Origin of the sequence: Roseomonas chloroacetimidivorans, from assembly GCF_049629625.1 — a bacterium.
Classification (GTDB): Bacteria; Pseudomonadota; Alphaproteobacteria; order Acetobacterales; family Acetobacteraceae; genus Roseomonas; species Roseomonas chloroacetimidivorans.
Genome location: NZ_JBNBZS010000151.1, coordinates 1 through 7,304 on the forward strand (window position 1 = coordinate 1; position 7,304 = coordinate 7,304).

General features: G+C 65.9%; 8 protein-coding genes. 4 read left to right on the forward strand and 4 right to left on the reverse strand.

All coding sequences use genetic code 11. From position 1 onward, the window contains the following. A partial coding sequence (locus ACO1BU_RS35050; RefSeq protein ID WP_424140528.1) for a redoxin domain-containing protein occupies window positions 1–675 on the forward strand: 675 nt, incomplete at its 5' end. Between the two features lie 12 nt (window positions 676–687). Then, a complete protein-coding gene (locus ACO1BU_RS35055; protein WP_424140529.1) occupies window positions 688–984 on the forward strand; it encodes a glutaredoxin family protein in 297 nt (98 codons plus the stop codon). A 90-nt stretch (window positions 985–1,074) separates the two neighbouring features. Here ACO1BU_RS35055 and fumC read toward each other — a convergent pair whose 3' ends face one another. The 4 genes from fumC to ACO1BU_RS35075 form a co-directional block, all read right to left on the reverse strand. Next, complete coding sequence (fumC, locus tag ACO1BU_RS35060; protein ID WP_424140530.1) at window positions 1,075–2,481, reverse strand: class II fumarate hydratase; 1,407 nt, start codon at window positions 2,479–2,481, stop codon at window positions 1,075–1,077. A gap of 136 nt (window positions 2,482–2,617) precedes the next feature. Next, complete coding sequence (locus ACO1BU_RS35065) at window positions 2,618–2,950, reverse strand: hypothetical protein (protein ID WP_424140531.1); 333 nt, start codon at window positions 2,948–2,950, stop codon at window positions 2,618–2,620. Between the two features lie 148 nt (window positions 2,951–3,098). After that, window positions 3,099–3,470, reverse strand: coding sequence for a hypothetical protein (locus ACO1BU_RS35070; RefSeq protein ID WP_424140532.1), 372 nt, complete (start codon window positions 3,468–3,470; stop codon window positions 3,099–3,101). 172 nt (window positions 3,471–3,642) lie between these two features. After that, window positions 3,643–3,903: a DUF2934 domain-containing protein gene (locus ACO1BU_RS35075; protein WP_424140533.1), complete on the reverse strand. Its 261-nt coding sequence runs from the start codon at window positions 3,901–3,903 to the stop codon at window positions 3,643–3,645. 456 nt (window positions 3,904–4,359) lie between these two features. Here ACO1BU_RS35075 and ACO1BU_RS35080 point away from each other — a divergent pair, with 456 nt between their 5' ends. Further along, on the forward strand, window positions 4,360–4,641 hold the full coding sequence (locus ACO1BU_RS35080; protein ID WP_424140534.1) for a hypothetical protein: 282 nt from the start codon (window positions 4,360–4,362) through the stop codon (window positions 4,639–4,641). 143 nt (window positions 4,642–4,784) lie between these two features. Beyond that, complete coding sequence (locus tag ACO1BU_RS35085; protein WP_424140535.1) at window positions 4,785–6,944, forward strand: amylo-alpha-1,6-glucosidase; 2,160 nt, start codon at window positions 4,785–4,787, stop codon at window positions 6,942–6,944. Window positions 6,945–7,304 lie beyond the last annotated feature (360 nt).

Genomic DNA, 7,304 nt, shown 5'->3' on the forward strand with positions numbered 1-7,304 from the left:
CAGGCCTTCACCGCCCTCGCCCCCGAGATCAAGGAGAGCCCCGAAAAGCGGGCGATTTCGCTGCTGCATGGGATGGTCCAGGAGCTCTGGCGCAATCTGCGCCACACGCAGGCCCCCACTCCTGGAAACGGCCCGACACTGCAGGACGTGGCGGACCTTCACCAGCACGCCCCCAAGATGGAAGGGCCGGCGCTGAACTCGCCGCTCCCGGTCGGCCTGCCCGCGCCTGACTTTGCCCTGCCGGATGCCCAGGGCCGGATCCACCGCCTGAGCGACTTTCGCGGCAAGCCGACGGTGCTGGCCTTCTATCCGCTCGACTGGAGCCCGGGCTGCAGCCGGCAGCTGGACCTGTATCAGCAGGAGCTCGATGAGTTCATCCGCCGCGGGGTGAACCTCGTCGGTATCTCTGTCGACAGCCTCTACAGCCATGGCGCCTGGGCCGCGGTGCGTGGGATCACCTTCCCGCTGCTCGCGGACTTCCACCCGAAGGGTGACGTGGCCAGGCGGTACCATGTCTGGCGGGAGCCTGATGGTTTCTCCGAGCGCGCCCTCTACGTGCTGGACGCCCAGGGCGTGATCCGCCATGCGCATGTCTCGCCGCAGTTGCACCATGTTCCTGACATCTACGAGCTCTTCTCCGTGCTCGACGATGTCGCGAAGCAAAAGGCAGCTTGAGGGGCAGAAAAAATGCTTGGCACGATCCATGGCGCTCCGGCCCGCCCCATCGGGACGCGGACCGGTCCCGTTGTGGTCTACGGTAATCGCTGGTGCGGCATCACTATGATGGTGCGTCGTTATCTGGATCGCGCCGGGGTGCCGTATCAGTTCGTCGACCTGGAAACGCATCCGGAGGTTCGTCATCAGCTTGAGTGGGTGACTGGCGGGTATGTCGCCAGCCCGACCGTCTATGTCGGGGGCGAGGTGCTGGTGCAGCCCTCGATCTCGGAGCTTGAGTGGGCTCTGTCCCGGAGCGGGATCCGATAAGCAGGAGGCGGAGCCTGGTTCGCCCAGGTTCTCCGCCTCTGTTCGCCTACTGACGGACTTTCTCGCCTGGCTCGGACCCGAGGTGTCGCCCTAGGGTTTCGGGCCGGTCATGGCCTCTGGACGGACCCACTGGTCGAACTGCTCAGCAGTGACGAAGCCCAGCTTGAGCGCTGCCTCACGAAGCGTGGTGTTATCGCGATAGGCAGCCATGGCGATCTTGGCCGACTTCTCGTAGCCGATATGCGGGTTGAGCGCGGTAACGAGCATGAGCGAGTTCTCCAGATGCTCGCGGATGCGCCCCTCATTCGGCTCAATGCCCTGGGCGCAATGCTCGTCGAAGGCGCGGCAGGCATCGGCGATCAGCTCAGCCGATTCCAGCAGGTTGTGAAGCATGACGGGCTTGAACACATTAAGCTGGAAATTGCCCTGGCTGCCCGCGAAGGCAACGGCGGCGTCGTTGCCGTAGACCTGCACGGCGACCATGGTCATCGCCTCGCTTTGCGTCGGATTGACCTTGCCCGGCATGATGGAGGAGCCGGGTTCATTCTCCGGGATCTTCAGCTCGGCAAAGCCGGCGCGCGGTCCGCACGCGTACCAGCGCACGTCATTGGCGATCTTCATCAGCGCGGCCGCGAGCGTGCGCAGCGCGGCGCTGGCGTTCACCAAGTCGTCATGGGCGGAGAGCGCCGCGAATTTGTTGGGCGCGGAGACGAAGGGCTTGCCCGTCTCCTCCGCGATTCGGCGCGCTGCGACCTCACCGAAGCGCGGGTCCGCATTCAGCCCAGTTCCGACAGCGGTGCCGCCGATCGCCAGGCGATAAAGGCCCGTCACCGCGTGCTCGATCGTGGCAATAGCATCATCCAGTTGCGCCACCCAGCCGCCGATCCCCTGCCCCAGCGTCACTGGCGTCGCATCCTGCAAATGGGTGCGGCCGACCATGACCACATCCTCGAACTGCCCGGCCTTGGCGTCCAGCGTGTCGCGCAACTGGCGCACGGCGGGGATGGTGGTGCCGGCAATAACGTCCACAGCGGCGATATGCATGGCCGTGGGGAAGGTGTCATTGGAAGACTGGCTGTGGTTCACATCGTCATTCGGGTGCACCGGCTTCTTCGAGCCGAGCTGCCCGTCAGCCAGCTGGATGGCTCGGTTAGCGATCACCTCATTGGCGTTCATGTTCGTCTGGGTGCCGGAGCCGGTCTGGAAGACCACCAGCGGGAACTCGGCGTCCCAGCGCCCGTCGATCACTTCCTGTGCCGCGCGCACGATGAGGTCGGCTTTATCCTGCGGCAACTGGCCAAGTTCCGCATTGGCCAGCGCTGCGCATTTCTTCAGGATGCCGAGGGCGCGGATCATCGGACGTCCGAAACGGAAGCGCTCCACGCCGATCGGGAAGTTCACGCGGGAACGCTGGGTCTGCGCACCCCAGAGATGGTCGGCGGGAACCTGCACCTCGCCCAGCGAGTCCGTCTCAACGCGGAAGCTTGTCTCGCTCATGCTTGTCGTCCCATTCTGTCCTTCCTCACAGTCCAGGCTGGCCGGTACCTGATATCAACCGCACCGGATGCGGACGGGTGAAAGCTGCCCGCCGCCGCGGACAATGTAGCGTCGGAGAGATCGGCATAGGGGGTGATCACCAACGCCGCTTCGGCGGCCCGCCCATGTTGGCGAAGATCTGCCGGTCCTTGTTCTCCTGCATCAGCATGGAGAAGCTCGGGATCTTCTCGAAACCGAGGCCCTGGGGAACCCCCGTATCGGGATCGGGCTGGATCTTGGCATAGCTCTCACCGGAGATCTTCTCCCACTTGCCCGCGGGCTTCCTGACCTCAAGGTTCACCACGGCCGTCTTGAAGACCATCCGGACGATCGCCTCCTTGGGCGCCGACGGCTTCGTGAGGCTCGGTGCGCCGGCCATGACTTGCCAGCCGTTCCTCACGGCCCAGGCGGTCAGCTCATCCTTGTCCATCAGGGGGGTCTTTCATGCGCTTGGCCCTTCCTATGGGCCGGGCGGGGTGATCACACCAGCACGGAGTCGTCCCGGTGCCTCCACCGGTCCGAATCCGGGCGGCTGGTATAGGTATAGGTCATGGAGACCTGGCGGCGCCTCCAGACAGTCACTGTGGCCTGCTCACGTGGCATCGGGCTGTCCACTCGGCTCTGGGCAGGGCCGCGTCGATCATTTCGAGCTGCCGGGCGATGCGTTCCAGCGTACGGGCCGCCGAGGCTTCCGGGCGCGGCTTGGCTGGGTGCTCGAAAGCCGCCAGCTCGTTGAGCGTTTCCGTGATCCAGGCTTTCCAACTCGTCCAGGCGTCTGCGCCAAGGCCTTGCGCAGCATCCGGATCGTGCAGGATGGCCGTAAGCCGGCCGGCCAGCCGCCTCAGCGCCGCGTCGGTCACCATGACAGCCTCGAGTTGCCGCTCATGGCGGCGGCGGACAGGCTCCTGGAGAGCACGCAGGAGCGATGCTTCCAGGTTGTTGCTCGCCATTCCGGCCTCGCGCCGGGCGGCGTCCGCGAGACCACGCCGGTCCGGGTTGCGGAGGGCGGGTGAGCCCAGGAGGCCATCAGCTCCGCGGTTTTGCTATGACCGGCCCACGGCCAGCGCATCGGAACGCTGTCTCCCGCTTCAGAGGCATCCGGAGGCGTGGCTTCGCCTAGGGTCAGCCCCTCCGAATGCCCGTTACGGGCGCGAGCGATGGCGGGTCGCTGGCGGGAAAGGTCTCTTCCACAGCCTCGTCCACCTGCACGTCAGAGTAGCTCGCTTCCGCGGCGTGGGCGCGCTCCCAGTGTTCGTTGGCCCGACCCTCCGGGCGGCCCTCGGCAACCCACAAGAAATAGGCCCGTTCCCGGATTCTTTCCTCCTTGATCTCGGGCGAGGTCAATCCTGCAGCGGTTTTCTTTCGGTCCTGGGTGCTCGACATCGACAGCTCCGGGGCAACGAGGACTTCGCTTCTGCATGCAGCGGCCGGCGCGCGCCGTACGAGGCAAGGACCGACCGGTGCAGCGTGGAAATAGGTCGGATGAATCCGCCGGCCAACGGAGGGGCATGCGGATCGCGAGCTGACCGGGTAGGCCACCCCGCCCAGGATTTCATCGCTCCTCGCCACCGCCAGGGACCCCACCGCTCGTCCGGATCGTTCCTTGCGGAGCAGGGGCTTGAAAGAACCCCGGCTTTTCCTAAGTCGCTTACCGCCAGATGCCATTCGACGGGTCTGGGCCGGTTCTGCCGGTGTCAATTCTCGGGTCCATGTTGCTCAACGGAGGATGTGGATGTTCGGATCTCTGATTGCCCGCTGGAAGCAGCACGCAGGCAGCTTCTATAAGCGGTGGTACCGCAGCCTCGCGTCCCATCTCAGCGTCCGCTGAGGAGCTCTGCGATGAGGGGACTTACTGCGGCGGCCCGCGCCTATGACGCGGAGCGGCTCCTCAAGCTGTTTCACCAGTTCGGGCCTGACGGTCGGGCTATCTCGGCCTCCAGCCTCCTGCGGCATGCCGGCTTCGAATCCAACCGGGCCCGTCTCGCTGCCGCGCTGGAGCATCTGCTCGAGGCCGGGATGATCCGGCAGGCTGGCGCGGACCCACTCGCGAGGGAGCCGGCCTTTCGGCTTGCGCGGCCCATCGCCAGCGCAGTGCCTGAGGAGCAGAGGATCGCCGCCTAGCGGGACATCAACCGAGGCCCGCAGGTCTGGGGCAGCCGGTCTGGTCATGACCGGCGCAGCCCTTTGCCTTGCCGCGAGCCATCGCGGTGCGGCGGTTGTCGCCAGTCCTGCGTGTCTCCGGGATCCGACCGAGAGCGTTCGACATGACCACTCTTCTCTCGTTTCCAGTCGAGCAGCAGGGCAAAGACGCTGGCGTGAAGCCACGTTCGACGACCCAGAAATTCGTCCTCAAGCAGGGCGACACATTCCTGGTCGCCGATGCCCTCGGCGACGTTGGCGCCAGCGATGACGGGCTGTTCCATAACGACACCCGCATTCTGTCCCAGCTGAGATTGGAAATCGCTGGCCGGGCGCCGTGGCATCTCGGTACTGCCGTTAGCCACGACAACGTCTTCTTCACGGCCAACCTGACGAACGCACCGCTCCCTCCTCTTGGAGGTGCACCGATCCCGGAAGGCGTCGTTCATATCGAACGCAAACGCCTGCTCTGGAGCGATCGAATCTTCGAGCGGCTTCGCTTTACCAATTACGGCAGCGACACTGCAATCCTGCCGGTCTCGATCGGGTTCGGCGCCGATTACCGGGATATGTTCGAGATCCGCGGCGAGCCCCGCGCGGCGCACGGCCGGCTGCTGCCACCGAAGCTCGGCGAAGCGCATGTGCTTCTCCATTACCTCGGCCTGGATGGTGTGCACCGGACAACATCGGTCGCGTTCTCCGAAACGCCGCTCCGCCTCATGCCGGACTCCGCGGATTTCCTGGTGAAGGTTCCGGAGGCGGGTACGACGGAACTCTACATCGAGATCGGATGCGGGGAAGAGGCCCGGCCCGGCCGGATGCGCTTCCGTGCCGCAGCGGCGGCGGCCCGCTCGCGTGCACGCCGCAAGCGTCTGCGCAGCGCCCGCCTGATCACGCCGAACCGGCTGTTCAATGCCTGGATCGACCGCTCGCAAGCCGATCTCGCCCTTCTCACCACAGAACTGCCGACCGGCCCTTATCCTTATGCGGGAATCCCCTGGTTCTCGACGCCGTTCGGCCGGGATGCGGTGATCACCGCATTGCAGACACTCTGGCTCAATCCGGCGCTCGCCCGCGGCGTCCTCGCCTTCCTGGCGCGGAACCAGGCGCATGAGACGTCGCGGTTTCGGGATTCGGCGCCCGGCAAGATCATTCACGAGACCCGCAAGGGCGAGATGACGGCGCTGCAGGAGGTCCCGTTCGGAAAGTATTACGGCGGTGTCGACACCACGCCGCTGTTCGTCGTCCTTGCCGGCGCCTATGCGGACCGCACGGGCGACATCGCCTTCATCGAGGAGCTCTGGCCGGCCTTGGTCGCCGCGCTTGAATGGGTTGAGGGCGCGGTGGCTTCCAACAGGGACGGCTTCCTCGAGTATGCGCGCGGCGCCGAGACGGGGCTTGCCAATCAGGGCTGGAAGGACAGCGCGGACTCCGTGTTCCACGCCGACGGCCGCTTCCCGGACGGCCCGATCGCGCTGGTGGAAGTTCAAGGTTATGTCTTCGCTGCCTTCCTCGCCATGGCCGACCTCGCGCAGCGCCTGGGCAAGATGCAGGCAGCCCAGGACTGGTCCCGGAGAGCCGACGAGCTGAGGTCTGCTGTCGAGCAGCGCTTCTGGATGGAGCCGGAGGGTTTCTACGGCCTGGCGCTGGATGGGCGGGGTGAGCTGTGCCGGGTACTCGCCTCGAATGCGGGCCATCTGCTCTTCACCGGACTCCCGGCACCCGAGCGCGCCGCACGGGTCGCCGCCCGGCTCATGTCGGGCCGCTTCAACTCCGGCTGGGGCATCCGCACGCTGGCCAGCGGTCAGGCCCGGTTCAATCCGATGTCGTACCACAACGGCTCGGTCTGGCCCCACGACACCGCCTTCTGTGCCGCGGGCCTCGCTCGGTATGGCGCTCGCGAGGAGGCTGTTCGGCTCTTGGACCAGATGTTCGAAACCGCCGTGCAGTTCGACATGCGCCTGCCGGAGCTCTTCTGTGGGTTTCCGCGTTCGCCGGGCGAGCCGCCGATCCCCTACCCGGTGGCCTGCCTGCCACAAGCCTGGGCAGCGGGGTCTCTCTTCATGCTGCTGCAGGCGTGCCTCGGTCTGAAGGTCGATGGCTGGCGTGGCGAAATCCAGATCGACCGGCCACGTCTTCCGAGTGGTGTGAACCGGCTCTCGCTGCGCCGGCTCGTTGTCGGCCAGGAGCAGGTGGACCTGACCTTCGAGCGTATGGGAGAGCGGGTCGTGGCCTTCGCCGACGGAGCCGACCAGAGCGGCGTTGCTATCCGGGCTCAGCTTTAGGGACCAGCCGATGCTGCACCGGATCCGCACGGCAACGGCCCGTCGCACCGCGCCGGCGAAAGCTGCGCGTTCGACACTGGGTCCAACCGCGGACCTTGGCAGGACGAGGGCCGCACCGTTGAACGCCGAAGGCAGAATTCCTAGCTCAATTTCGACCCTGCGCCCTTTCGTGGGCAGGACCATCGACTCGTATCCATGTTGCTCGACCGGAGGATATGGAGATGAGAAGGAGGCAACACATAGATCAGGAGCACGCGCTCGCTGCGGCTCGAGCGCTGCTTCGCGAGCACCTGCGCAGCGCATGGCAGCGCCTGCGGCGTCGGCTGCGGCCCATGCGATCGCAGGTCTGGTCCCCTGTCC